A 23,341-nucleotide genomic window follows, 5' to 3' on the forward strand; every position below is an offset into this window, starting at 1 on the left:
TATGACCACCCGGGAACCGAGCGACGCCGACGTCGCAGACACCGCGCCCGCACTGGCCGAACCCGGCTCCGAGGACAGCGTGCTCAGCCGCCCCTACCGGGCGCTCAGCATCGGGATCGTTTCCGTCGTGCTGCTGATCGCCTTCGAGGCGACGGCGGTGGGGACCGCGATGCCGGTGGCGGCGCGGGAGCTCGACGGGGTCTCGTTGTACGCGTTCGCATTCTCGGCGTACTTCACGACGAGTCTGTTCGGGATGGTGCTGGCCGGACAGTGGTCGGACCAGGGCGGGCCGCTGGCGTCGCTGACCGCGGGGATCGGGGCGTTCGCGGCGGGCCTTGCGCTGTCCGGGACGGCGGGGGTGATGTGGCTGTTCATCCTCGGCCGGGCGGTGCAGGGGCTGGGCGGTGGGCTGGTGATCGTGGCGTTGTACGTGGTCGTGGGGCGGGCGTATCCGGAGAGACTGCGGCCGTCGATCATGGCGGCGTTCGCGGCGAGCTGGGTGATCCCGTCCATAGTCGGGCCGCTCGCCGCCGGTTCGGTGACCGAACAGCTCGGCTGGCGCTGGGTGTTCATCGGGATACCGGTCCTGGTGGTGTTCCCGCTGGCGCTCGCCCTGCCGCAGATACGGCGGCGGGCGTCCGGCCCGACGAAGGGTGCCGTCGCCGCGCCCTTCGACCGGCGCCGGATCCGGCTGGCGCTGGGGATCTCGCTGGGCGCGGGGCTGCTGCAGTACGCCGCCCAAGATCTGCGGTGGCTGTCGGCCGCCCCCGCCGTGGTGGGGACGGCTCTGCTGGTGCCGGCGGTGCTGGGGCTGCTGCCGCGCGGGACGTACCGGGCGGCGCGCGGGTTGCCGTCCGTGGTGCTGTTGCGCGGGGTCGCGGCCGGGTCGTTCATCGCGGCGGAGTCCTTCGTACCGCTGATGCTGGTCACGCAGCGGGGGCTGTCGCCGACGCTCGCCGGGTTCTCGCTCGCGGCGGGCGGGGGGACTTGGGCGCTGGGGTCCTTCGTGCAGTCGAGGGCACGGGTGGAGCCGTACCGGGAGCGGCTGATGGGCCTGGGGATGGTGCTGGTGGCGGCGGCGATCGCCGCCGCGCCGAGTGTGCTGATCGATGCGGTGCCGGTGTGGACGCTGGCCGTGACCTGGGCGTTCGGCTGCTTCGGGATGGGGCTGGTGATCTCCTCCACCAGCGTTCTGCTGCTCCACCTCTCCGCACCCGAGGAGGCGGGTGCCAACTCCGCCGCGCTCCAGATATCCGACGGTCTGTCGAACGTGCTTCTGCTGTCGGCGGGCGGGGCGGCGTTCGCGGCACTGAGCGGCGGCACAGTCACGCACGCCGCCACGGCCGCCTCCGGCGCCGGCGTACCCCCGGCGGCCTTCGCCGCCGTGTTCCTGCCGATGGCGGGGGTGGCGTTGGCGGGGGCTTGGGTGACTACGCGGGTGCGGGAACGGTGACCAAGTGAGCCATGGTCCGGGAGCGTTGATCGTAAACCGGTCGAAACCAGGTGATCGCGAGCCTTACGCTCACCTCATGAAAGAGCTGACCATCCGCCTCGACGCCAGCCTGAGGCAGGCCCTCGACGACCTCGCGGACGCTCAGGGCCGCCGGCCCGAAGAGCTCGCGGAGGAGGCCGTACGCGGGTATCTGCACGCGGAGGGCAGGCTCGTCCGATCCCTCGCCGAGCGGATCGCGAAGGAGCACGCCGAGTTGCTGAGGAGACTGGGGGAGTGACCCGCCATCTCACCGTCGCCGAGGTCACCGACATCGCCGAAGTCGCCTTCGGCGGGCGGGCGCCAGAGGCCCGGGAGCCCGGGCTGCTGGCCTCGGCCGTCCACCGGCCGCGCGCCCGCATGTTCGGCACGGCCGCCTATCCGGACCTGTACGAGCAGGCCGCCGCGCTCCTGCACGGCCTCGCCACCAACCACCCCCTCGTCGACGGCAACAAGCGCACTGCCTGGCTGGCCGCCGCGACGTTTCTCGCCGCCAACGGCGTGGACCTCGCGACGTGCGATCAGGACACGGCGTACGACCTGGTCATCGACGTGGCCTCCGGTGCCGAGGGCGATATCGGGGTGATCGCGGGCAGACGGCGCGCCCTACGAGCGGAACTGTGAGCTGGATCCCATCCACGGGTCGGGCGGCGTAGTCCGCGCGTTGGCACAACCGGGCCGCCGATAGGGTGGCCCGGTTGTCATACGCAGCAGAACCCCCGACCACCCCACGGAGACCGTGACTACCACCGCCGCCAACAGCCACTCCTCACATCACCTCTCTCCCGCCTTCCCCGGCCGTGCCCCCTGGGGCACCGCCGGCAAGCTGCGTGCCTGGCAGCAGAGGGCGATGGAGAAGTACCTCCAGGAGCAGCCGCGTGACTTTCTTGCCGTCGCCACGCCCGGCGCCGGGAAGACGACCTTCGCGCTGACGCTCGCCTCCTGGTTGCTGCACCACCATGTCGTGCAGCAGGTGACGGTGGTCGCGCCGACCGAGCATCTGAAGAAGCAGTGGGCCGAGGCGGCGGCGCGGATAGGGATCAAGCTGGACCCGGAGTACAGCGCGGGGCCGCTCAGCAAGGAGTACCAGGGGGTCGCGGTCACGTACGCCGGTGTGGGCGTACGACCCATGCTGCACCGCAACCGTGTCGAGCAGCGCAAGACGCTCGTCATCCTCGACGAGATCCACCACGCCGGCGACTCGAAGTCCTGGGGCGAGGCCTGCCTCGAGGCGTTCGAGCCCGCGACCCGCCGCCTCGCGCTCACGGGTACGCCGTTCCGCTCCGACACCAACCCCATCCCCTTCGTGGCGTACGAGGAAGGCAACGACGGGATCCGGCGGTCCGCCGCCGACTACACGTACGGCTACGGCAGCGCGCTCGGCGATGGCGTGGTCCGGCCCGTCATCTTCCTCTCCTACAGCGGCAACATGCGGTGGCGTACGAAGGCGGGCGACGAGATCGCCGCCCGCCTCGGCGAGCCCATGACCAAGGACGCCGTCAGCCAGGCCTGGCGCACCGCCCTCGATCCGCGCGGCGAGTGGATGCCGAGCGTGCTGCGCGCCGCCGATCAGCGGCTCACGGAAGTGCGGAAGGGCATCCCGGACGCCGGCGCCCTCGTCATCGCCTCCGACCAGGACTCGGCACGGGCGTACGCCAAGCTGATCCGTGAGATCACGGGCGACAAGGCGACCCTCGTCCTGTCCGACGACACCGGCGCGTCCGAGCGGATCGACGAGTTCAGTCACAGCAACGACCGCTGGATGGTCGCCGTCCGCATGGTGTCTGAGGGCGTGGACGTGCCCCGGCTGGCCGTGGGCGTGTACGCGACCACCATCTCCACGCCGCTCTTCTTCGCGCAGGCCGTCGGCCGCTTCGTACGCTCCCGGCGGCGCGGCGAGACCGCCTCCGTCTTCCTGCCGACCGTCCCCGACCTCCTCACCTTCGCCAATGAGATGGAGGTCGAGCGCGACCACGCCCTCGACAAGCCGAAGAAGGAGGGCGAGGAGGACCCGTACGCCGAATCCGAGAAGGAGATGGAGGAGGCGAACAAGGAGCAGGACGAGGACACCGGCGAGCAGGAGGAGTTCGCCTTCGAGGCGCTGGAGTCCGAGGCCACCTTCGACCGGGTGCTGTACGACGGCGCCGAGTTCGGCATGCAGGCGCACCCGGGGAGTGAAGAGGAGCAGGACTACCTCGGGATTCCGGGGCTTCTCGAACCCGATCAGGTGCAGTTGCTGCTGCAGAAGCGGCAGGCGCGCCAGATCGCACACAGCCGCAAGAAGCCCGACGACGAGGCCGACCTCCTCGAAATCCCCGCCGAGCGGCGGCCGGTGGTCACACACAAGGAGCTGCTGGAACTGAGGAAGCAGCTCAACACGTTGGTCGGCGCGTACGTCCACCAGAGCGGCAAGCCCCACGGCGTGATCCACACCGAGTTGCGGCGCGTGTGCGGCGGACCGCCGAGTGCGGAGGCGACAGCGGGGCAGTTGAGGCAGCGGATCGACAAAGTGCGGGAGTGGGCCACGCGGATGCGGTGACGGCACAGGTGGCTGTACAGGGATCAGGGCGCCGGTTTCGTTGCGTACGGGACCGGCGTACTGGTGTGTGCGCGTTGTGCGGGGGTGGTGTACGGGGAGTGATGTGCGCCGGGCGTACCAGGACAAACGCAGCAACGCTCTTGCTGGACACTGACCGGATTCTGGACGGAGTCTTCCGCTGAGCGAACCAGCTCGCTACTGTCCCGCTACGCACACGCCCCGTGGCAGCGCCGCCGCGGAGCGCAGCCGGTGCCTGCCCGGGCAGTGCCCGGGACGCTTGCCGACCGGCGGCCTCTGAAGCGCGTCGCCGTTGGGACCGGTGACGCAACCGCCGCGGAGGGGGCCGTCGACTCTCACCACTAAGGAGTGGGCGTCGTGACCGCGGAGACCTCTCAGACGCTCGACCGAGGACTGCGTGTCCTCAAGCTGCTCGCCGACACCGATCACGGGCTGACCGTCACCGAGCTGTCCAGCAAGCTCGGAGTGAACCGGACCGTTGTGTACCGCTTGCTCGCCACGCTTGAACAGCATGCTCTCGTACGCCGCGATCTGGGTGGCCGTGCCCGGGTGGGGCTCGGGGTGCTGCGGCTGGGGCGGCAGGTGCATCCGCTGGTACGTGAGGCCGCGTTGCCCGCGTTGCGGTCGTTGGCCGAGGACATCGGGGCGACGGCGCATCTCACTCTGGTCGACGGGACGGAAGCGTTGGCCGTCGCTGTGGTGGAGCCGACGTGGACGGATTACCACGTGGCGTATCGGGCGGGGTTTCGGCATCCGCTGGACCGGGGGGCCGCGGGCAAGGCGATCCTTGCGGCGCGGGCCGCGGCCGGGACGTTGGCGGATCCCGGGTACACGCTGACGCACGGGGAGCTGGAGGCCGGCGCGAGCGGGGCGGCTGCGCCGCTGCTCGGGGTGACCGGGGTGGAGGGGAGCGTGGGGGTGGTCATGCTTGCGGATTCTGTGCCGGAGAGGGTGGGGGCGCGGGTGGTGGAGGCGGCGAAGGAAGTGGCCGAGGCGTTGCGCTAGCGCTGGCTTGAGCGGTTTTTGGGTGCGGGTCCGTTGTGGCTGGTCGCGCCGTTCCCCGCGGGGTGCCTCCGGCGGTGGGGCGGCTGCGGGTGCGTTGTGGTTGCTCGCGCCGTTCCCCGCGCCCCTGGGTGGTCGGTGGGTCGGGGCCGTGGGCCGGTGCGTCAGCCCGTCGCAGGCCGGGCGTACGGCCCTGGCCTGGTACAGGGTCCTGGTTTCCTGAGACTGAACCTACGCGACGGGCATACGACGCACCGGCCCACGGCCCCTCCCGCCGGTGGGAAGCTGCGGGTAGTCGGGGGTACGGGCTCTTCCGGGGCGCGTGCTTTTCGAGGCGCGGGTAGCCGCAGGCTTTCTAGGGGCGCGGGGAACTGCGCGATCAGCCACGACGGGCCTGCAGTCGCCCACGAACCGAACTCACCCTCCCCGTAGGCACCCCGCCCAACCGCCGGAGGCAGTGGCGTTAGATTGATCCCGTGCTCTCTCGTCTCTCGCGCCCCCGGGCCGTTGCCGTCTGTGCTCTGCCTGTCGTGGCTCTGCTGGTCACGGTGGGTTTCGTGCCGTTGCCGTTTGCGGTGGCTCAGCCGGGGATGACGGCGGATGTGCTGGGGGAGAACCGGGGGGAGCCGGTGATCACCATCAGTGGGGCGGAGACTCACCGGACGCGTGGGCAGTTGCGGATGACGACCATCGAGGCGACCGGGCCCGATGCGGATGTGCGCCTGGGGACTGTGATCGACGGGTGGTTCGACACGGACCGGGCTGTGATGCCGCGTGACTCCGTGTACCCGAGCGGTGACACCGTCAAGGAGATCGAGGAGCACAACGCCGAGGAGATGCGGGAGTCCCAGAACACGGCCACCGAGGCCGCCCTGAACTACCTCGGCGAGGACCCGGACGACATCAAGGTCACCTTGGAGCTCGCCGACGTCGGCGGGCCCAGTGCCGGGCTCCTCTTCTCGCTCGGCATCGTCGACAAGCTGGACGGTGACGGCAGCAGGGGCGACCTGACCGGCGGCCGTACGATCGCGGGCACCGGCACCATCGACGCCGACGGCACGGTGGGCGCGGTCGGCGGTGTCGCCCTCAAGACCCAGGCCGCCAAGCGTGACGGTGCGACCGTCTTCCTCGTACCGAAAGCCGAGTGCTCGGATGCGGAGTCGGAGCTGCCGGAGGGGCTGCGGCTGATCCCGGTGACGACGCTGAAGGGCACGGTCGACGCTCTCCGCGCTCTGGAGACGGGCACCGGCTCCGTCCCCAGCTGCTGAACCCCCAGCCCGGCTACGCCTGATCCTCCGCCGCCTGCTTCACCAGCGGGATGATCCGCAGCGGCACCGGGTTCTCCATGACGATCGCTGTGGCGGCCCGGACGATGCCGTCGAAGCCGACGACCCGGTCGATCACCCGTTGCAGATCGGCGTTGGAGCGTGCCACGAGACGGCACAGCATGTCGCCGCTGCCGGTGGTGGTGTGCAGTTCGAGCACCTCTGGGACGGTCGCCAAATGCGCGCGTACGTCCGTCCCCTGCCCCTGCCGGATCTGGAGGGTCGCGAACGCCGTGACGGGGTACCCGAGCGCCGCGGGGTCCACCTGGGGACCGAATCCGCGGATGACGCCGTTCGACTGCAAGCGGTCGAGACGGGCCTGGACCGTCCCGCGTGCGACGCCGAGCCGCCGGGACGCCTCCAGTACCCCGATCCGTGGCTCCTCGGCGAGCAGCACGATGAGCCGGCCGTCCAGCTGATCGATCCCCATGGAGGCCTCCCAGGTGGTCATCCTGTACAGAAGGCCCGGTCGTACGAGCCAGTCGCTGCGCATATTGCCCAGTGAATACGCAAACTATTGCGCACCTTGCGGAACAGAGGGAGCGTATCGCCATGACTGAGACCCTCCACCACACCCCTGGTACCGCGCGCGAGGCAGACCCCTTCCCGGTCAAGGGAATGGACGCGGTCGTCTTCGCCGTGGGCAACGCCAAGCAGGCGGCGCACTACTACTCCACCGCCTTCGGCATGAAGCTCGTCGCGTACTCCGGACCGGAGAACGGCAGCCGCGAGACCGCCTCGTACGTCCTGACCAACGGCTCGGCGCGCTTCGTCCTCACCTCCGTCATCAAGCCCGCCACCACCTGGGGCCACTTCCTCGCCGAGCACGTGGCCCAGCACGGCGACGGCGTGATCGACCTCGCCATCGAGGTCCCGGACGCGCGCAGGGCGTATGCGTACGCGATCGAGCACGGCGCCCGCTCGGTCGAGGAGCCGTACGAGATGAAGGACGAGCACGGCACCGTCGTCCTCGCGGCGATCGCCACGTACGGGCAGACCCGGCACACACTCGTCGAGCGGACCGGCTACGACGGCCCGTATCTGCCGGGCTTTGTGGCCGCCGCTCCGATCGTCGAGCCGCCCGTCCACCGCACCTTCCAGGCCATCGACCACTGCGTCGGCAATGTCGAGCTCGGCCGGATGAACGAATGGGTCGGCTTCTACAACAAGGTCATGGGCTTCACGAACATGAAGGAGTTCGTGGGCGACGACATCGCCACCGAGTACAGCGCGCTGATGTCCAAGGTCGTGGCCGACGGGACGCTCAAGGTCAAGTTCCCGATCAACGAGCCCGCCATCGCCAAGAAGAAGTCCCAGATCGACGAGTACCTGGAGTTCTACGACGGCGCCGGCGTCCAGCACATCGCGCTCAACACGAACGACATCGTCCAGACCGTACGCACCATGCGCGCGGCCGGAGTCGAGTTCCTGGCCACGCCCGACTCGTACTACGACACCCTGGGGGAGTGGGTCGGCGACACCCGTGTCCCCGTCGACACCCTCCGCGAACTGAAGATCCTCGCCGACCGCGACGAGGACGGCTATCTGCTGCAGATCTTCACCAAGCCGGTCCAGGACCGTCCGACCGTCTTCTTCGAGATCATCGAACGGCATGGCTCGATGGGCTTCGGCAAGGGCAACTTCAAGGCGCTGTTCGAGGCGATCGAGCGGGAGCAGGAGAAGCGGGGCAACCTCTGACGGTACGGCTCCAGGGTGGCCCGCCTGTCCCTCGTGCAGGTGGGGTTCACACCGTTGCTTCCGGATGCGACGCTGTGATCATGAGCCGTATCGAAGCCCCTCGCGATGAAGTGACGGGGAACCTTCTCGACCGTCTGCTCGCGGGGCTGCCGGCCGAGGCGGTGCTGAGCGACCCGGACGTCACGGTCTCCTACGCCAATGACATGGCCAGCTTCTGCGAGGCCGGGACGCCCGCGGTCGTCGTGCTGCCACGGACCGTCGAAGAGGTCCAGCACATCATGCGCATCGCCACCGAGCTGCGCGTGCCGGTCGTCCCGCAGGGCGCTCGCACCGGACTGTCGGGCGGCGCCAACGCCTCCGACGGCTGCATCGTGCTGTCCCTGATCAAGATGGACCGGATCCTCGAGATCAGCCCCGTCGACCGGATCGCCGTCGTCGAACCCGGCGTCATCAACGCCACGCTCTCCCGCGCCGTGAACGAACACGGCCTGTACTACCCGCCGGACCCCTCCAGCTGGGAGATGTGCACCATCGGCGGCAACATCGGCACGGCCTCCGGCGGCCTGTGCTGTGTGAAGTACGGCGTCACTGCCGAGTACGTCCTCGGCCTGGACGTCGTCCTCGCCGACGGCCGTCTCATGTCCACCGGCCGCCGCACGGCGAAGGGCGTCGCCGGGTACGACCTCACCCGCCTGTTCGTGGGCTCGGAGGGTTCGCTCGGCATCGTCGTACGGGCGACGCTCGCGCTCAAGCCGCAGCCGCCGCAGCAACTGGTGCTGGCCGCCGAGTTCGCGTCCGCGTCCGCCGCCTGTGACGCCGTGTGCCGGATCATGGAGGGCGGGCATGTGCCGTCCCTCCTCGAACTGATGGACCGTACGACGGTGAAGGCCGTCAACGACATGGCGAACATGGGCCTGCCGGAGACCACGGAGGCCCTGCTGCTCGCCGGCTTCGACACCTCGGACCCGACCGCCGACCTCGCCGCGCTCGGTGCCCTGTGCGAGACCGCCGGCGCCACCCAGGTCGTCCCGGCCGACGACCTGGCCGAGTCCGAACTGCTCCTGCAGGCACGGCGGTTGTCGCTCACCGCGCTCGAAGCGGTGCGGGGCGTGACGATGATCGACGACGTGTGCGTGCCTCGATCGCGGCTCGGCGACCTGATCGAAGGCGTCGAGCGGATCGCCGAGAAGCACCAGCTGACCATCGGGGTCGTCGCGCACGCCGGCGACGGCAACACCCACCCCACCGTCTGCTTCGACGCCGGCGACCCCGACGAGTCCCGCCGCGCCCGCGAGTCCTTCGACGAGATCATGGCCCTCGGCCTGGAACTCGGCGGCACGATCACCGGCGAACACGGCGTGGGCGTACTGAAGAAGGAATGGCTGGCCCGCGAGATCGGCCCGGTGGGCGTGGAGATGCAACGAGCGATCAAGGCGGCCTTCGACCCGCTGGGCATCCTCAACCCTGGCAAGGTCTTCTGAACAGCTCGACCAGTCCGTCCTCGATACCGAGCCGCTCGCCCTCGGAGCCCGCCGGGACCGCTCGCAGGGTGAGTTCCAGCCAGTCGGAGACCTCGGCCGCCGGCGCCTCCAGCAGGGCGTCTCCGCCGGGTGAACTCAGCGCGATCAGGACGACGCCGCGTCTGCCCGCCTTCGTCGGCCACACCTGCACATCACCGTGCCCGCACGGCCGGAGGAGGCCCTCGACGAGGAGTTCCCGGGCGAACGTCCAGTTCACGGAGTGGTCGGAGCCGACGTTGAAGGTGAAGTGGACGGCGTACGGATCGTCGCTGCGGTAGCTGAGCCGAGCCGGGACGGGGATGCTGCGCTCCGGCGACATGACGAGTCTCATGTCGAGCTCGCGTTCCACCACGGTGTGCATGTCGTCCGTTTCCTCTCGTTCGGGGGCCTGGGGCGGGCCCGTACGAGTGGAGACGGGGTCGGGCGCGGAGCATTACGCGTATTCGGGGAAATTCCTTCGCCGGTATCTGCCCGGTACCCGCTCGGTATCGGCCCGTTATCCGCCCGTCTTCAGTCCGGTATTCGGGAAGGCGTGGCGGAACCTTGCCCGAACGGGGTAGGTACTGGCGGACCGGACGTGACTCTTGCTCCGGTCTGATAGATGTGGATGCCCCATACGACCCCCGAGCAGATACGGGACGACGGACATGAGCGCCCCAACCCCGGCCCCCGGCGACGACAGGCCCCGCGAAGGGTATTACCCGGACCCGTCCATTCCTGGATATGTCCGGTACTGGAACGGTGCCTCATGGGTACCGGGCACCAGCCGACCGGCGCCCTCCGACGGCGAATCGCTACCGGCACCACCCGCCGGCCGCTCCGCCCCGGCCGCCGCGGGACCCGCCGCCACCGGCCCCGCCCCTACGGAGGAGACGGGCCCGCACTTCTTCGACGAGGACCCGCCCGCCGCGGCCCCCTCGCCCGCCGAGGCCCAGCACGGCAGCCGCCCCGAGCCCGCGACCGCGTGGGGCGCCGACCGCTCCCGGCAGACCGGTTTCGGGGGTGAGCAGGACCGCAGGGTCTCCTGGGGTTCTCCCGCCGATCCGCGCGTACCGTCCGAGCCGGCCCAACCCGAGGGCAGGTCCGAGCACACCGACGGTACGGTCACGTTCCGCGCGCCCAGGGCCGAGGACCGGATCGAGGACACGCCCCGGGACGACCGGTCTCCGGCTTCCGGCGGCACGGTGGTGTTCCGCAGGCCGACGGGGCGGGTGCGGCCGACCCCAGGGTCGGAGGAGGAGCCGTCCGGCTCGTCCCAGGCCGACTCGCCTCAGCCCAGGGCTGGGGCCTCCGGTGTCCCCAGCGCACGTAACCCTCTCGCTTCCGAGGGCACGATGGCGTTCCGTGCCGTCACTCCGCGTCAGAGGCAGCTGCGCGATCCCCAGGCCCCCGGCCCCACCGCAGGCGGCGCAGCGGCAAGGGGCTCGACCGCGGGAAGCTCGCCCGCCGCCCGCGCGGGTCTCTCCCAGGGCGCCACAGCAGCGTCCGCCGGTGCCCAGACCCCCGCTGCGCCCGCCCAGTCCACGAATTCCCCAGCCCCTCCATCCACGCCTTCCTCCCTCTCCACGCCCTCCACACCTGAGCAGTCCACCCCCATGGCCGCGGGCGCCGGCGGTGGGCAGCCCTCCTGGGCTCAGCAGGTGCACCGTCTCGCCGGGCCCGAGAGCGAGCCGCCCGTCGTCCCCTGGAAGCCGGTGTCCGAGGACCCCTTCCAGGCCGCCGCCCGGGCGCAGGCGTCCGCGCGTCCCGCCGGGCTCGGCAAGCGGCTGGCCGCCCGGCTCGTGGACTCGCTCGTGCTCGGTGCCGTCACGGGCGCGGCTGCCGTGCCGCTGGGCATCAGGGCCCTCGACCACGTCAACGACAAGATCGACGCGGCCAAGCTGTCCGGCGAGACCGTCACGGTCTGGCTGCTGGACGGCACCACGGGCGCCTACCTCGGTATCGTCCTCGCCGTCCTGCTGCTCTTCGGTGTCCTCTACGAGGCGCTGCCCACCGCCAAGTGGGGCCGTACGCTCGGCAAGAAGCTGTGCGGTATCCAGGTGCGGGACATCGAGGGCGGCGAGCCCCCGTCGTTCGGCGCGGCCCTGCGCCGCTGGCTCGTCTACAGCGTCCCCGGACTGCTCGGCATCGGTGTGCTGGGTGTCTTGTGGGGCCTGTTCGACCGCCCGTGGCGCCAGTGCTGGCACGACAAGGCGGCGCATACGTTCGTAGCGGGCTGACCCCGCGGACCGACCCACGACCCACGAGCCGCCCGATACCCCGGACGGCTCCCCGCCCATTGCGCCGCCGGAGTGTTCGCGGTCGACTCGCAGTATGACGACCGAGCCGCCGCCTCCCCCGGAAGACGATCCGTTCAAGAAACGTCAGCCGCCACCCGGCGAGGGCGGCGGCTCTCCGTACGACACCCCGTCAGAGGGCGGGGGCGCCACGCCCCCGCCGTACGCGGGCGACCCCTACGGCGGTGGCCCGCAAGGCAATGAACCCCTCGCCGGGATGCCGCCCCTCGGCGACAGCCCCAAGCGTGTACTGGCGCGGATCATCGACATGATCCTGGTGGGTGTCGTGGCGTGGCTGCTGGCGTGGGCGTTCGGTGTCACCGACTACGACGTGGACGGCGGGACTGTCGAGTACAGCGATTCCGTCGGCCAGTCCGTGATCGCCGCGGTGCTCTACGTCGCGTACGACACCTTCCTGACCGCCAAGTCGGGGCAGACGCTCGGCAAGAAGCTGTTCCACATGCGGGTGGCGAACCTGAACGACGGCTCGACGCCCTCCTGGCAGACCGCGTTGATCCGCGCGCTGGTCCTGTGGTTGCCGTTCGCGTTCTGCTGCGCGTGCATCTGGACCGCGATCACGGGTGGCTGGAGTTTCTTCGACAAGCCCTACAAGCAGGGCCTGCACGACAAGCCGGCGAAGACCGTGGTGGTCAGCACCGGTTGAGGGGGGTGGTCAGCGCTCGCTGCCGCTTGCCACCGGTACGGATTCGGCAACACGCTCCCGGGCAACGGATGTGGCAATGGGTGCCGGTTTCTTCGGGACGGGAACCGTCAGGGCCACGAGGAGGCCGAGTGCGAGTGCGGAGAGCGCGATCACCGCGACTCCCGGGCCCGAACTCGTCTGTGACAGCAGCAGCATGGCGAGCGTGGAGAAGATCACGGTGCATGAGCCGTAGGCGAGCTGTGCGGCGGTCGGACGAGGCATGAGCATTCCTCGGGTCGGGGGTCTCCCCCCGTGCCTCTCGCCAAGGGGGAGGATGCGGATACGAATCAGGGGGTGCCGACAAGGGGTGTCGGCTTGGCAAACCGCTGATTTCCAGCGCGCCGCCAGCCGACTCTATTCCGCTGTCTGCCCGAGTGGAACGAGCGGTAAGCGTGACCTAACCCACGGTGCCGGTGCACGGGGGGCGCACGGAGTCATGGCGTCCACCCACTGGACGGTCCGGCGCGCCGGTTGAGCGGTACACCAACTCGGGGTGCTGCGTACCGCAGTAACTGACACCAACACCAAGATCGCGATCGTGAAGGAGTCCCGCGACGGCTCGACGATCACGGTGAAGATCTCGGCCGCGACGAAGTGAACGGCGTCTTCGCAGGTCAGAGCATGATCGGCCGCGACCCTCTGGCGGGTTGCGGCCGATCGTGTTTAGGTGCGTCCTGTGGCTCTCTTATTGACACTGTTTCTCACGGGGGTGTGACGTGGCCGCAGGAGGTTTCTGCAAACTGCCGAACGGCAGCGTGGTGGTGGCGTTGAACCTGCCCACCCCTTCCGCCATGGGCGGCAACGGTTGCGTACGCGTTCTCGTGCACGCCCAGAACCGGGCCCGCGCGCTGACGCGGGTGCGCAACCTCGGCCTGCGGGCGGTCTATCTGCGCGGCAACAGCGAGCCGCCGACCCCGGACGAGATCACCGCGGTCCTGCACCATCCCGACGGCCTCATATGGCGCACGCCCCCCGCCGGAGACGCCACCACCACCGCCACGGAGCTGTGGCGCTCGATCCGCGCCCTGAAGCGCCGTACGGCCCCCACTCAGGCTCCCGCTCCCACGCAGGCTTCCGTCCCCACTCAACCTCCCGCTCAGGCTCCCGGGGCCGCTACACCACGGGCTTCCCTGTGAGCTCCACACCCGCCTCGCGCAGCTCCTCCAGGGCCCGCTCGGTGGTCTCCTCGGCCACCCCGGCCGTGAGGTCGAGCAGCACGGTCGTACGGAAGCCCTCGCGGGCCGCGTCCAGTGCGGTGGCGCGGACGCAGTGGTCGGTGGCGATGCCGACCACGTCGACGTCGGTGATCTCGCGGGCGCGCAGCCAGTCCGCCAGCGTGACGCCGTTCTCGTCGGCGCCCTCGAAGCCGCTGTACGCCGCCGCGTACGCGCCCTTGTCGAAGACCGCGTCGATCGCGCCGGAGGCGACCGCCGGGGCGAAGTTCGGGTGGAAGCCCACGCCCTCCGTGCCCGCCACGCAGTGTTTGGGCCAGGAGTGGGCGTAGTCGGGGTTCTCGGAGAAGTGGTTGCCGGGGGCGATGTGGTGGTCGCGGGTGGCCACGACATGGCGGTAGCCGGCGGGCGCCTGCCCGATCAGCTCCGTGATCGCGGCGGCCACGTCGGCACCTCCGGCCACCGCGAGACTGCCCCCCTCGCAGAAATCGTTCTGCACGTCTACGACGATCAGTGCGCGGCGCATGGTCGTGTCCTCAAGGTGTAGGCCTAACCCCCATACGGGGCCCCGGGGCGGGCATTGGCGTTGCTTTTCCCCCTCACCGCCGGTTCATTCGTCTTCGGGGCGAGGCTGTCCGGACTTGTTTGCCGGGTACCCCTGGTCCTGAACTTCGCTCATGTCGGACGCAATCGGGCGTACCCGGGCGCACGCATCGGGCGTACGCGGGCGTGCTCAGACGTATTCGGTCGGGATCACCGCTTCCCCCCGGGACAGCTGGGTCGCGGACAGCGGCAGGTTGGCGCGGGCCGCCGCATGCCGGTCGCGTACGACGTCCAGGGGCTCGCGGGCAACGACGTTGCCGCCCTTTATCAGCTCGACCAGCAGCTGACGGTCGGCCAGCTCCGCCGGGACGGTCCCCGTGCCGATCACCTCGGCCTCGGCGGCGCCCTCCTCGTCGAGCCGCCGCGCGGCCCACTTCCGGCCGCCGATGGACGTCTTGCCGCCCGTCGACTTCTTCGCCACCGGCACGAGCGGAGCCTTCGGATCCGCCGACTGGGCACGGGCGACGAGCTTGTAGACCATCGAACACGTCGGATGGCCGGATCCCGTCACCAGCTGGGTGCCCACTCCGTACGCGTCCACGGGCGCCGCGGCCAGCGAGGCGATCGCGTACTCGTCCAGATCCGAGGTCACGATGATCTTCGTGTCGGCGGCGCCCAGCTCGTCGAGCTGCTGCCGCACCCGGTGCGCCACCAGCAGCAGGTCACCGGAGTCGATGCGCACGGCGCCGAGCTCGGGCCCGGCGATCTCGACGGCCGTCCGTACGGCTTCGGCCACGTCATACGTGTCCACGAGCAGCGTCGTACCCCGGCCCAGCGAGTGCACCTGCGCCTGGAAGGCGTCCCGCTCGCTGTCGTGCAGGAGCGTGAAGGCGTGGGCGCTGGTGCCGACGGTGGGGATGCCGTAGCGGAAACCGGCGGCCAGGTCCGAGGTGGTCGTGAAGCCGCCGACGTACGCCGCGCGTGAGGCGGCCACGGCGGCCAGTTCATGGGTGCGCCGGGCGCCCATCTCGATCAGCGGCCGCTCGCCCGCGGCCGAGGCCATCCGGGAGGCGGCGGCGGCGATCGCCGAGTCGTGGTTGAGGATCGAGAGGATCACCGTCTCCAGGAGCACGCACTCCGCGAAGGTGCCCTCCACGCGCAGGATCGGCGAGCCGGGGAAGTAGACCTCGCCCTCGGGGTAGCCCCACACGTCGCCGCTGAAACGGTACGAGGACAGCCACGCGAGGGTCGGCTCGTCCACGACGCGGCGCTCGCGCAGGAAGCCGAGGACGTCCGCGTCGAACCGGAAGTTCTCGACCGCGTCCAGCACCCGCCCCGTGCCCGCGACGACGCCGTACCGGCGACCCTCGGGCAGCCGGCGCGTAAAGACCTCGAAGACCGAACGCCGCTCGGCGGTGCCGCCCTCGAGGGCGCCCTGCAGCATGGTCAGCTCGTAGTGATCAGTGAAGAGCGCTGTCGACGGGACGTCCACCGGCAGCCCTAGGTCCGCTACACCCACGAAAGCTCTCCTCGCCATGACTCTCCGGTGTCCCCGGGTCGGCCGGGGGTCCGGGGGTTGTCCCCCGGTGTATGCAGCATGGCAGTAGATATTACCGCCAATCTCGTCACTCTGACGATTTCGAGGAGAGGTCGGGGAGGCGGCCGGGGAAGGGGGCCGTTTGGCCGCGTACCCCCCTCTGGTGGCAGCATGGGCCATGTGACGGCTCCCGCACCTCTAGAGACCGAAAAGACCGAGTCAGCCGAGGAGGTCTTCGCCGTACCCGAGCCGGATGTTCCCTGGGTCACGATCGTCCACAACGACCCGGTCAACCTCATGAGCTATGTGACGTACGTTTTCCAGACGTACTTCGGTTACTCGAAGGGCAAGGCCACCAAGCTCATGCTCGACGTCCACCACAAGGGCCGTGCCGTCGTCTCCAGCGGGACCCGCGAGGAGATGGAGCGCGACGTGCAGGCCATGCACGGTTACGGTCTGTGGGCCACCCTCCAGCAGGACCGGAAGTAGCGAACTCACTCCATGCCAGGACAATTCGAACCGCTCCCCGGCGGCGGCGCGGCCGTCGCCCTCGACGAGGTCGAGATCTCCATCATCCGCTCCCTGGCGGTTCAGCTCCTGGAGCTCATAGGCCCCGGACCGGCGGAAGACGCCACCGCCGACCCGCTCGCCGAGCTGTTCGCGGAGGGCCCCAGCGAGCCGCCCGCCGACCCCGTACTGCAACGCCTCTTCCCGGACGCCTACAGCGGACCCGACGTCGAGGCCACCTCGCCCGAGCAGGCCGAGGAACAGCGCCAGTACTCCTCGGAGTTCCGCCGCTTCACCGAGAACGACCTGCGCGCGGGCAAGCGCGACAACGCGCTCACGGTGATCCGCTCCCTGGACGCGCTCGCCTCGGCCGGCGAGGGCGGAGCGGTGCTCAAGCTGTCGACGGAGGAGTCCCAGCAGTGGCTGGGCGCCCTCAACGACCTGCGGCTCGCGATCGGCTCCCGGCTCGACGTCGTCGACGAGGAGGACACCGACCTCCTCTACCGGCTGCCGGACGACGATCCGCGCAAGCCGATGGTGATGGCGTATCTGTGGCTGGGCGGACTCCAGGAGACGCTCGTCGAAACGCTCATGCCGTGAGATGCGGGGCGCATATGCCCCGACCTGTGCGGATTGCGCGTTCGCTCAGAAGACGCTCAAATCCGGATAACGATCGCATCACCGCCCCTGGGGTTTTGTGCCCCGGGGGCGCCTTTGCGTGACTTGGGTCACTCGAGGCCCCGTGGGGAACGTGATACGACTTCCCAATTCCTTCATGGGGCGGCCTTTGCCGTGCGTGCACCGTCCCTTTACCTGCCCCCCACTGCTGCGCCACGCCACTACGTCCCCGCCCCACCGAGGTAGACCAGATGTCACTCGAGTCCGTCACCAACTCCATCGACGACGCCGTCAGCGATTTCTTCGAACCCGTCGCCAAACACGTCGGCGACGTCGTCTTCTACGCCGTGCCCGTCGGCGACACCGAGCTTCCGCTCATCGTCGCCTGGCTCGTGATCGCGGGCCTGATCTTCACCACCTGGTTCGGGCTGATCCAGGTACGCAAGTTCAAGCTCGCCATCGACGTCGTACGCGGCAAGTACGACGAGGAGGGCTCGCCCGGTGAGGTCAACCACTTCCAGGCGCTGACCGCCGCCGTCTCCGGCACCGTCGGCCTCGGCAACATCGCCGGTGTCGCCGTCGCCGTCTCCATCGGCGGCCCCGGCGCCACCTTCTGGATGATCCTCTGCGGTCTGCTCGGCATGGCGACCAAGTTCGTCGAGGTCACCCTCGGTGTGAAGTACCGCGAGGAACATGAGGACGGCACCGTCTCCGGTGGTCCCATGCACTACCTGCCCAAGGGGCTCGCCGAGCGCTTCGGCAGCGGTGGCGCCAAGTTCGGCAAGGTGCTCGCCGTCCTGGCCTCCATCATGATCCTCTTCTTCGGCCTCTTCGGCGGCAACCTGTTCCAGACCAACCAGAGCTACGCGCAGGTCGCTTCGACCTTCGGCGGCGAGGACGGCTTCATGGCCTCCTCCGCCGGTGCCGTCCTCTTCGGCCTGGTGGTCGCCGCGCTGGTCGGCCTCGTGCTGCTCGGCGGCATCCGCTCCATCGCCTCGGTCACCAGCCGGCTGGTCCCGGCCATGGCGGGCATGTACATCGTGGCCTGCCTGGTCGTCATCGGGTCGAACGTCACCGCGGTGCCCGACGCGGTCCAGGGCATCATCCAGGGCGCGTTCGAGGCCGAGGGTGTCGTGGGCGGTGTGATCGGTGCTCTGATCGTCGGCTTCCAGCGTGCCGCCTTCTCCAACGAGGCCGGCCTGGGCTCCGCCCCGATCGCCCACTCCGCGGTCAAGACCAAGCACCCCGCGAGCGAGGGCCTGGTCGCCCTGCTGGAGCCGTTCATCGACACGGTCATCATCTGCACCATGACCGCACTGACCATCGCCATCGCCAACCCGGCCAGCTGGGCCGAGGCCCGCGAGGGCAACACGGACATCGGCGGCGTCACCATCACCTCCGACGCCTTCGAGACCGTACTGCCCTGGTTCCCGGACCTGCTGACCGTCGCGGTGCTGCTGTTCGCCTTCTCCACGATCCTGACCTGGGGCTACTACGGCCTCAAGGCGTGGACGTACCTCTTCGGCAAGAGCCAGACCAGCGAGACCGTCTTCAAGGCCATCTGGAGCCTGTTCGTCGTCGCGGGCTCCCTCCTCTCCCTCGAGACACTGATCAGCCTGGCCGACTCGGCGCTATTCATGCTGTCGGTGTTCAACATCATCGGCCTCTACCTGCTGGCCCCCGTCGTCAAGCGCGAGCTGAACTCCTTCCTGGAGTTCGTCCGGCGCCGGAAGGACGGCCTGCCGGACGTGGAGCCGGGGACCGCGAAGGCGCTCGACTGATCCGAGCCCTGTAGATCAGTATGTGGGCCGCCCCGTACCACCCCTCGGTACGAGGCGGCCCCTCTGCTTATCCTGACGAGCATGCTCACCATCACCCAGGCCCTCGTCGACCAGATCGTCGCGCACGCGCGCAAGGACCACCCCGACGAGGCGTGCGGCGTCATCGCGGGCCCGGCGGGCTCGGACCGCCCCGAGCGCTTCATCCCCATGCTGAACGCGGCCATGTCGCCCACGTTCTACGAGTTCGACTCCGGCGATCTGCTCAAGCTGTACCGCGAGATGGACGACCGCGACGAGGAGCCGGTCGTCATCTACCACTCCCACACGGCCACCGAGGCGTACCCGTCCCGCACCGACATCTCGTACGCCAATGAGCCCGGCGCCCACTACGTTCTGGTGTCCACCGCCGACACCGACGGGGTCGGCGACTTCCAGTTCCGCTCGTACCGGATCGTCGAGGGCGAGGTCACGGAGGAAGAGGTCAAGGTCGTGGAGGCCTACTGATCCCGCGATGCGGGCAGAAATCATCCACGATGCGAGATCACATTCCAGGACCCGGACCGGGAATCGATACGATGAGCCCATGGTTTTCCACGACGTGAGCGACAAGACGCCGGGCATGCTGCTCGTGGCGCGGCTGCACGTCGACCTGTGCAGGCTCGCCAGCGCCATCTGTTGATGCCGCCTGCCGCCGTACGGCTGTGAGAGCCGCGGCGCGGTTTATCGCGTACCACCCTGCTTTCCGCGCTGCCGCGCGCCCACCGACCTGACTTCTTCCGACAGGAGCCCGCAACCATGGCCATCGAGGTCCGCATCCCCACCATCCTCCGCCAGTACACAGACGGTCAGAAGGCGGTGGAGGGCACCGGTGACACCCTTGCCGATCTGTTCGCCGACCTCGAGACCCGCCACTCGGGCATCCAGGCTCGCATCGTGGACGCAGGCGAACTGCGCCGCTTCGTGAACGTCTACCTCAACGACGAGGACGTCCGCTTCCTCGACGGCATCAACACCAAACTGACCGACGGCGACAACGTGACGATTCTGCCGGCCGTAGCCGGCGGCATGGTCTGACCGGGCTCTGATCCCTGATGCGCTACGACTCCCCGCTGGCCGCGGTGGGCAACACCCCTCTGGTGCGCCTGCCGCGGCTCTCGCCGTCCGCCGACGTCCGCATCTGGGCGAAGCTCGAGGACCGCAACCCGACCGGCTCGGTCAAGGACCGTCCCGCCCTGCACATGATCGAGCAGGCGGAGAAGGACGGCCGCCTCACACCGGGCTGCACGATCCTCGAACCGACGAGCGGCAACACCGGCATCTCCCTGGCCATGGCCGCCAAGCTCAAGGGCTACCGCATCGTCTGCGTCATGCCCGAGAACACCTCACAGGAGCGCCGGGACCTGCTGGCCATGTGGGGCGCCGAGATCATCTCGTCCCCCGCGGCAGGGGGCTCCAACACGGCCGTACACGTCGCCAAGGAGCTGTCGGCCGAACACCCGGACTGGGTGATGCTCTACCAGTACGGCAACCCGGACAACGCGGGCGCCCACTACGCCACCACGGGCCCCGAGATCCTCGCCGACCTCCCCTCCGTCACCCACTTCGTGGCGGGCCTGGGGACGACGGGCACGCTGATGGGCGTCGGCCGTTTCCTGCGCGAGCACAAGCCGGACATCAAGATCGTCGCGGCCGAGCCGCGCTACGACGACCTCGTGTACGGCCTGCGCAACCTCGACGAGGGCTTCGTCCCCGAGCTGTACGACGCCTCCGTCCTGACCACCCGCTTCTCGGTCGGCTCCGCCGACGCGGTGACACGTACGCGCGAACTGTTGCAGCAGGAGGGCATCTTCGCGGGTGTCTCCACCGGCGCCGCCCTCCACGCCGCGATCGGCGTCGGCCGCAAGGCCGTCAAGGCGGGGGAGACGGCGGACATCGTCTTCGTCGTCGCCGACGGCGGCTGGAAGTACCTGTCGACGGGCGTCTACACGGCGACGACGACCGAGGAGGCGATCGAGCGGTTGCAGGGGCAGCTTTGGGCTTAGAGGGGGCGCTGCCCCCTGGACCCCTGCTGGGGGCTGCGCCCCCAGCCCCCCATTGGCCTGACGGCCTCGTCCTCAAACTCCCCCAGCTACCGCTGGGGGTGCCCCCAGAGGTGCCCCCGGACGGGCTGATTTCAGCCCGTCCGGCGTTTGAGGACCGGGGGTCCGGGGGCTGGCCCCGGAGACGGGGCCTGGGGCGGAGCCCCAGGGGACGGGAATGGGTAGGGGCGGCGGGGGCGAACCACCCCCAAACCGGTGACGCCGCAGGTGAGTTCCCCCACAACCCCCCTTATGGAGGAGCGACCGGAGGTTTTGCGCCTTACGCTCGACGGACCGCACGACCCCCGACTTCACTCCCCGCCAGCGGAGGTTTCTGCTTTATGAAGCTCACCGTCGTCGGCTGCTCGGGGTCGTTCCCGTCCGCGGAATCGGCCTGCTCGAGCTACCTCGTCGAGGCCGACGGCTTCCGGCTGCTCCTCGACATGGGCAACGGTGCCCTTGGCGAGCTACAGCGCCACTGCGGTCTCTACGACCTCGACGCGATCTACCTCAGCCATCTGCACGCCGACCACTGCATAGACATGTGCGCCTACTTCGTGGCGCGTTACTACCGGCACGACGGCGGCCGAGCCGCCCCCATCCCGGTCTACGGACCCGAGGGCACCGAGCACCGCCTCACCACCGCCTACGCCGACACCCCCAGCGCCTCCTCCATGAGCGAGGTCTTCGACTTCCACACGGTCAAGCCCGGCTCCTTCGAGATCGGCCCCTTCTCGGTGCACACGGAGAAGGTGAGCCACCCGGTGGAGGCGTACGGCATCCGCATCGAGCACGGCGGCCGGACGCTCACGTACTCCGGGGACACGGGCGTATGCGACTCGCTCGTCGAACTCGCCCGGGACGCCGACCTGTTCCTGTGCGAGGCCGCGTTCACCCACGGCAAGGAGTGCATCCCGGACCTGCACCTCAACGGCCGCGAGGCGGGCGAGATCGCCGCCCGCGCAGCCGCCCGCCGCCTCGTCCTCACCCACATCCCGCCGTGGACGGACCCCCAGGTCAACCTCGCGGACGCCCGCGAGACGTACACGGGCCCGGTGGAACTGGCGGCGCCGCGAGTGACGTACGAGATCTAGTGCCCGTACGTACGAGAAGGCCCCCGGAGTTTCCTCCGGGGGCCTTCTCGTACGTACGGGGGAGAGTCCTACTTCGCCTCCGCCTTCTGCAGCTCGGCCAGTTCCTCGTCCGACTCGCGGCCTGGTGTCGGCAGGTTGAACTTGGTGATCGCGAAGCGGAAGACCACGTAATAGACCGCCGCGAAGCACAAGCCCACCAGGACCAGGCCCCACGGATTCGTCGCGATCCCGAGGTTCAGGAAGAAGTCGACCGCGCCCGCCGAGAAGCCGAAGCCGTCCTTCATGCCCAGCGCCCAGGTCAGCGCCATGGAGACACCGGTGAGGACGGCGTGGATGGCGTACAGGACCGGCGCGATGAACATGAACGTGAACTCGATCGGCTCGGTGACACCGGTGACGAACGAGGTCAGCGCCAGCGAGACCATCATGCCGCCGACGACCTTGCGGCGCTCGGGACGGGCACAGTGCACGATCGCCAGACAGGCGGCCGGCAGCGCGAACATCATGATCGGGAAGAAGCCGGTCATGAACTGGCCGGCGCTCGGGTCACCGGCCAGGAAGCGCGCGATGTCACCGCTCTTGCCCTCGTACTCGCCGGCCTGGAACCACGGGAAGGAGTTCAGCAGGTGGTGCATGCCGACCGGGATCAGCGCACGGTTGGCGACACCGAAGATGCCCGCGCCGACGGCACCTGAACCGACCAGCCACTCACCGAAGTTGTGCAGCGCCGTACCGAGGACCGGCCAGATGTAGCCGAAAACGATGCCGATGAGCAGGCCGGCGAAGGCGGAGAGGATCGGCACGAGGCGTCGGCCGCCGAAGAAGCCCGCCCAGTCCGGCAGCTTGGTCCGGTAGAACTTCTGGTACAGCAGGGCGACGACGATGCCCATCACCACACCGCCGAGGACCTTGGCGTCCACCGGCGCGTCGACCATCACGATCTTGCCGTCGACGACTTCCGCGACCTGCGGCAGGTTCTTGTCGGTGAACGTGGCCAGTACGTTCTTGAAGACCAGGTAGCCGACGACGGCCGCGAGCGCGGTCGAGCCGTCCGACTTCTTGGCGAAGCCGATCGCGATGCCCACCGCGAACAGCAGTGCCATGTTGTCGAGGATCGCGTTGCCGCCCGCCGACATAAAGCCGGCGATCTTGGTAAGGAATTCGGGGAACGACTCGCGGCCGAGCATGTCGGTGTTGCCGAGGCGCACCAGGAGCGCGGCCGCAGGCAGGACGGCGACCGGCAGCATCAGGCTGCGGCCGATGCGCTGCATGACAGCCATCGCGCCGGAGCCCTTCTTCTTGTCGGCCGCGGGAGCGGCGCTGGCCGTGGACACAACTTCCTCCTGGGGGACGGTGGTGACTCCGTATGGGAGCGACATGGGAGCGACCCATGATCCATCGGCCGCCTGGTCTAAACCACTCAGTGGTGTAGACCTGTTGT

General features: G+C 69.4%; 24 protein-coding genes and 1 pseudogene. 19 read left to right on the top strand and 6 right to left on the bottom strand.

All coding sequences use genetic code 11. From position 1 onward, the window contains the following. The first annotated feature begins 1 nt into the window (after window position 1). From ACYVO6_RS45470 to ACYVO6_RS45495, 6 genes are all read left to right on the top strand, one after another. Window positions 2–1,453: an MFS transporter gene (locus tag ACYVO6_RS45470; RefSeq protein WP_461072209.1), complete on the top strand. Its 1,452-nt coding sequence runs from the start codon at window positions 2–4 to the stop codon at window positions 1,451–1,453. Between the two features lie 76 nt (window positions 1,454–1,529). Then, complete coding sequence (locus tag ACYVO6_RS45475; RefSeq protein ID WP_033325920.1) at window positions 1,530–1,730, top strand: ribbon-helix-helix domain-containing protein; 201 nt, start codon at window positions 1,530–1,532, stop codon at window positions 1,728–1,730. Further along, window positions 1,727–2,113 carry a type II toxin-antitoxin system death-on-curing family toxin gene (locus ACYVO6_RS45480; protein ID WP_461072212.1) on the top strand — a complete coding sequence of 129 codons (387 nt, stop codon included), beginning with the start codon at window positions 1,727–1,729 and terminating at the stop codon, window positions 2,111–2,113. Before ACYVO6_RS45475 ends, ACYVO6_RS45480 begins: the two co-directional genes overlap by 4 nt. A gap of 115 nt (window positions 2,114–2,228) precedes the next feature. Next, entirely contained in the window at window positions 2,229–4,028 is a 1,800-nt protein-coding gene (locus ACYVO6_RS45485) for a DEAD/DEAH box helicase (protein ID WP_461072214.1), read from the top strand. Window positions 4,029–4,403: 375 nt separating this feature from the next. Next, the gene (locus ACYVO6_RS45490; RefSeq protein WP_461072216.1) at window positions 4,404–5,051 is read left to right on the top strand and encodes an IclR family transcriptional regulator; all 648 of its coding nucleotides are present in this window, start codon (window positions 4,404–4,406) and stop codon (window positions 5,049–5,051) included. Window positions 5,052–5,524: 473 nt separating this feature from the next. Then, window positions 5,525–6,316: a YlbL family protein gene (locus ACYVO6_RS45495; RefSeq protein ID WP_461072218.1), complete on the top strand. Its 792-nt coding sequence runs from the start codon at window positions 5,525–5,527 to the stop codon at window positions 6,314–6,316. Between the two features lie 13 nt (window positions 6,317–6,329). Here ACYVO6_RS45495 and ACYVO6_RS45500 read toward each other — a convergent pair whose 3' ends face one another. Beyond that, on the bottom strand, window positions 6,330–6,803 hold the full coding sequence (locus ACYVO6_RS45500) for an Lrp/AsnC family transcriptional regulator (RefSeq protein ID WP_461072220.1): 474 nt from the start codon (window positions 6,801–6,803) through the stop codon (window positions 6,330–6,332). A 122-nt stretch (window positions 6,804–6,925) separates the two neighbouring features. On the opposite strand from ACYVO6_RS45500, the gene hppD reads away from it, so the two are divergent. Both hppD and ACYVO6_RS45510 read left to right on the top strand, forming a co-directional pair. Beyond that, a complete protein-coding gene (gene hppD, locus ACYVO6_RS45505; RefSeq protein ID WP_461072222.1) occupies window positions 6,926–8,071 on the top strand; it encodes a 4-hydroxyphenylpyruvate dioxygenase in 1,146 nt (381 codons plus the stop codon). A 74-nt stretch (window positions 8,072–8,145) separates the two neighbouring features. Next, the gene (locus ACYVO6_RS45510) at window positions 8,146–9,552 is read left to right on the top strand and encodes an FAD-binding oxidoreductase (RefSeq protein ID WP_461072224.1); all 1,407 of its coding nucleotides are present in this window, start codon (window positions 8,146–8,148) and stop codon (window positions 9,550–9,552) included. Here ACYVO6_RS45510 and ACYVO6_RS45515 read toward each other — a convergent pair. Continuing rightward, window positions 9,530–9,952: an SsgA family sporulation/cell division regulator gene (locus tag ACYVO6_RS45515; RefSeq protein WP_461072226.1), complete on the bottom strand. Its 423-nt coding sequence runs from the start codon at window positions 9,950–9,952 to the stop codon at window positions 9,530–9,532. The genes ACYVO6_RS45510 and ACYVO6_RS45515 overlap by 23 nt on opposite strands. Window positions 9,953–10,238: 286 nt before the next feature. On the opposite strand from ACYVO6_RS45515, the gene ACYVO6_RS45520 reads away from it, so the two are divergent. Further along, the gene (locus ACYVO6_RS45520) at window positions 10,239–11,810 is read left to right on the top strand and encodes an RDD family protein (RefSeq protein ID WP_461072228.1); all 1,572 of its coding nucleotides are present in this window, start codon (window positions 10,239–10,241) and stop codon (window positions 11,808–11,810) included. Between the two features lie 94 nt (window positions 11,811–11,904). Then, a complete protein-coding gene (locus ACYVO6_RS45525; RefSeq protein ID WP_461072230.1) occupies window positions 11,905–12,531 on the top strand; it encodes an RDD family protein in 627 nt (208 codons plus the stop codon). A gap of 9 nt (window positions 12,532–12,540) precedes the next feature. Here ACYVO6_RS45525 and ACYVO6_RS45530 read toward each other — a convergent pair whose 3' ends face one another. After that, on the bottom strand, window positions 12,541–12,798 hold the full coding sequence (locus ACYVO6_RS45530) for a hypothetical protein (RefSeq protein ID WP_461072232.1): 258 nt from the start codon (window positions 12,796–12,798) through the stop codon (window positions 12,541–12,543). A gap of 488 nt (window positions 12,799–13,286) precedes the next feature. On the opposite strand from ACYVO6_RS45530, the pseudogene ACYVO6_RS45535 reads away from it, so the two are divergent. Continuing rightward, window positions 13,287–13,616: pseudogene (locus ACYVO6_RS45535) on the top strand (hypothetical protein); the annotation flags it as partial. A gap of 67 nt (window positions 13,617–13,683) precedes the next feature. Here the strand turns inward: ACYVO6_RS45535 and ACYVO6_RS45540 are convergent. Both ACYVO6_RS45540 and ACYVO6_RS45545 read right to left on the bottom strand, forming a co-directional pair. Further along, window positions 13,684–14,268: an isochorismatase family protein gene (locus ACYVO6_RS45540; protein ID WP_461072234.1), complete on the bottom strand. Its 585-nt coding sequence runs from the start codon at window positions 14,266–14,268 to the stop codon at window positions 13,684–13,686. 207 nt (window positions 14,269–14,475) lie between these two features. Further along, a complete protein-coding gene (locus tag ACYVO6_RS45545; RefSeq protein WP_461072236.1) occupies window positions 14,476–15,804 on the bottom strand; it encodes a nicotinate phosphoribosyltransferase in 1,329 nt (442 codons plus the stop codon). A 189-nt stretch (window positions 15,805–15,993) separates the two neighbouring features. Between ACYVO6_RS45545 and clpS the strand changes: the two genes are divergently transcribed. The 8 genes from clpS (at window position 15,994) to ACYVO6_RS45585 (ending at window position 21,900) form a co-directional block, all read left to right on the top strand. Next, window positions 15,994–16,311: an ATP-dependent Clp protease adapter ClpS gene (gene clpS / locus ACYVO6_RS45550; RefSeq protein WP_461072238.1), complete on the top strand. Its 318-nt coding sequence runs from the start codon at window positions 15,994–15,996 to the stop codon at window positions 16,309–16,311. Between the two features lie 12 nt (window positions 16,312–16,323). Continuing rightward, entirely contained in the window at window positions 16,324–16,929 is a 606-nt protein-coding gene (locus ACYVO6_RS45555; protein ID WP_461072240.1) for a DUF2017 domain-containing protein, read from the top strand. 269 nt (window positions 16,930–17,198) lie between these two features. Next, a complete protein-coding gene (locus ACYVO6_RS45560; protein WP_461072242.1) occupies window positions 17,199–18,728 on the top strand; it encodes an alanine/glycine:cation symporter family protein in 1,530 nt (509 codons plus the stop codon). 81 nt (window positions 18,729–18,809) lie between these two features. Continuing rightward, window positions 18,810–19,232 (top strand): M67 family metallopeptidase, encoded by a 423-nt coding sequence (locus ACYVO6_RS45565; RefSeq protein ID WP_461072244.1) that lies wholly within the window; start codon window positions 18,810–18,812, stop codon window positions 19,230–19,232. A gap of 79 nt (window positions 19,233–19,311) precedes the next feature. Beyond that, a complete protein-coding gene (locus ACYVO6_RS45570) occupies window positions 19,312–19,407 on the top strand; it encodes a putative leader peptide (protein WP_020270288.1) in 96 nt (31 codons plus the stop codon). Between the two features lie 116 nt (window positions 19,408–19,523). Continuing rightward, window positions 19,524–19,802, top strand: a complete 279-nt coding sequence (locus tag ACYVO6_RS45575) for a MoaD/ThiS family protein (protein WP_165341182.1) — start codon at window positions 19,524–19,526, stop codon at window positions 19,800–19,802. A 17-nt stretch (window positions 19,803–19,819) separates the two neighbouring features. Then, the gene (locus ACYVO6_RS45580) at window positions 19,820–20,770 is read left to right on the top strand and encodes a PLP-dependent cysteine synthase family protein (RefSeq protein WP_461072247.1); all 951 of its coding nucleotides are present in this window, start codon (window positions 19,820–19,822) and stop codon (window positions 20,768–20,770) included. A 377-nt stretch (window positions 20,771–21,147) separates the two neighbouring features. Continuing rightward, a complete protein-coding gene (locus tag ACYVO6_RS45585; protein ID WP_461072249.1) occupies window positions 21,148–21,900 on the top strand; it encodes an MBL fold metallo-hydrolase in 753 nt (250 codons plus the stop codon). A 68-nt stretch (window positions 21,901–21,968) separates the two neighbouring features. Here ACYVO6_RS45585 and ACYVO6_RS45590 read toward each other — a convergent pair whose 3' ends face one another. Next, complete coding sequence (locus ACYVO6_RS45590) at window positions 21,969–23,234, bottom strand: PTS transporter subunit EIIC (RefSeq protein ID WP_461072251.1); 1,266 nt, start codon at window positions 23,232–23,234, stop codon at window positions 21,969–21,971. Between the last annotated feature and the right edge of the window lie 107 nt (window positions 23,235–23,341).

This window comes from Streptomyces pseudoechinosporeus (assembly GCF_054783935.1).